The sequence below is a fragment of the Bradyrhizobium sp. P5_C11_2 genome (assembly GCF_054049755.1).
On sequence record NZ_JBFULT010000917.1, the window covers coordinates 1 to 1,737 of the forward strand.

The 1,737-nt window shown below is 57.5% G+C and carries 2 protein-coding genes and 1 pseudogene; 2 read left to right on the forward strand and 1 reads right to left on the reverse strand.

Translation table 11 applies throughout. The features are described from left to right. Positions 1-199: 199 nt before the first annotated feature. The gene (locus ACXJL8_RS40250) at positions 200-568 is read left to right on the forward strand and encodes a nuclear transport factor 2 family protein (protein WP_456623335.1); all 369 of its coding nucleotides are present in this window, start codon (positions 200-202) and stop codon (positions 566-568) included. A 50-nt stretch (positions 569-618) separates the two neighbouring features. Beyond that, positions 619-1,428 (forward strand): MBL fold metallo-hydrolase, encoded by an 810-nt coding sequence (locus ACXJL8_RS40255; RefSeq protein ID WP_456623336.1) that lies wholly within the window; start codon positions 619-621, stop codon positions 1,426-1,428. Positions 1,429-1,518: 90 nt separating this feature from the next. Here the strand turns inward: ACXJL8_RS40255 and ACXJL8_RS40260 are convergent. Then, positions 1,519-1,737 (reverse strand): annotated as a pseudogene (locus ACXJL8_RS40260) (LacI family transcriptional regulator); the annotation flags it as partial.

Genomic DNA, 1,737 nt, shown 5'->3' on the forward strand with positions numbered 1-1,737 from the left:
ATCTTATGCAACATGCCTAGCCTCATAAGCCACTTTGTCCTAGGTTCGGCCAACAAGGGAGATGTGAGCCGACCTTCTGCAGGTTTCGGCCGGCTTGACACTCGGCACGTGTGGTCAGCGTTCCCGGTTTGATGCTCGGAGACCGGACTTTCAGCACGCGCAGTTTCTTCCCATTCCCAACCTTTTGGATAACAGGCCTATGGATACCGATGCTCGTGCCTTGCGCTCCCTGGCGCAGATCTATTTCGACAGTGCCTATGAAATGGATGCTGACAAATTCGCGTCTCTATTTCATCCATCGAGTTCCGTGACCAAGGTCGGCGACGACGGCAACGTGAGCGTGACGCCAATTGCGACGTGGCTGGCAGCTGTCCGCAATTTGAAAGCTCCGAAACAACAGGGCCTGGAGCGCCAAGATCAGATCCTGTCAATAGACATTGAGGGAGAGCTCGCGCTTCTAAAGCTGAAATTGCAAATTCCGCCACGCTACTTCACCGACATGTTGTCATGCCTAAAGGTCAACGGAACCTGGAAGATCGCTCAAAAAGTGATGACTTCGAAGATCTGACGGCTTCGGTATCGTTTTGAGAAAATGAATCAACGCCTGGCAGGTTGTCCGTGGAAGCTCTGTCACAAAGCGCCAACACCTTGGGCTGCGCTTCGGGATCGTGGAGGATTTGGTCGCTCTCTGATGGATATGTCGACCTGCCCGCCGAATCCCTCAACTATCCAGACAACAAAGTATGCAGGCAGACCGAACCGCCTCAGCGGGACGCTTCGCTAGTTCGATTATCGGTCAACTGCTTCCTGTTCGATCGCTTTGGCATGGATCGCGTCTTGATCGACTGTGGAGCGGGCGGGAGTTGGGACCCGACCATGGGTCACCTCGTGGAGGCGATGGCGGAGGCAGGCATCGACACGTCATCGGTTACGACGATCGCCCTCACTCATGCTCATGGCGACCACATCAATGGACTCCTCATGCCTGACGGCCGACGAGCATTTCATGGCCTGAGGAAGATTGTGATAGGGGAAGACGCCGTTGAGGAGTTTCTTGCCGAGCCAGTGTTGGAGGAGTTTCGTTCACTCCTTGCCCCAATTAACGGAGGAGATCGGCTGGCCGATCATTTACTGGCGGTGGATATACCTGGGCATGCTCGGGGTCATATGGGTTATCTCCTCAACACTGACGAGGACGATGTCTTATTCTGCGGCGACCTTATCCACGTTCCCGCCGCACAGTTTTCCCGTCCCGAGCTTACCTGGGCCTATGACGATGACGAAGCCGTGGCGAGGGCTAGCCGGATCAAGCTGCTCCAGGACGCGGCACATGCACATACGTGGCTAGCCGGCGCTCACCTAGGTCGACCAGGCATCGGCAGAGTGGTCGAGGAAGGGCAAGGATATGCGTTCATTCCGGTCGCGTAGCGGCCCGTGATCTCGATTGATGCAACGGTCGCAAGCGCGCGGCTGCCCATATTCGACCCGAGCAAGTGCGCGTCACCTGCGAGCTCGAAGCTACGGCAGATTGTCCCGCAGAAAAATGTCGATGCGGATGCGCTCCTGGTCGGGGCTGATCGGCTCACCCGAACAATGCGCCAGCAGGACTCGCGCCGCAGACCGCGCCTCATGGCCGGGATCCTGGTTGATGATGGCATCGAGCGTGCCGCGGACCAGGAAACGCCGCGTGTACTGGGTCAGCTCATGGGTGATCCAGACCACCTCGCGCGCGCGGCC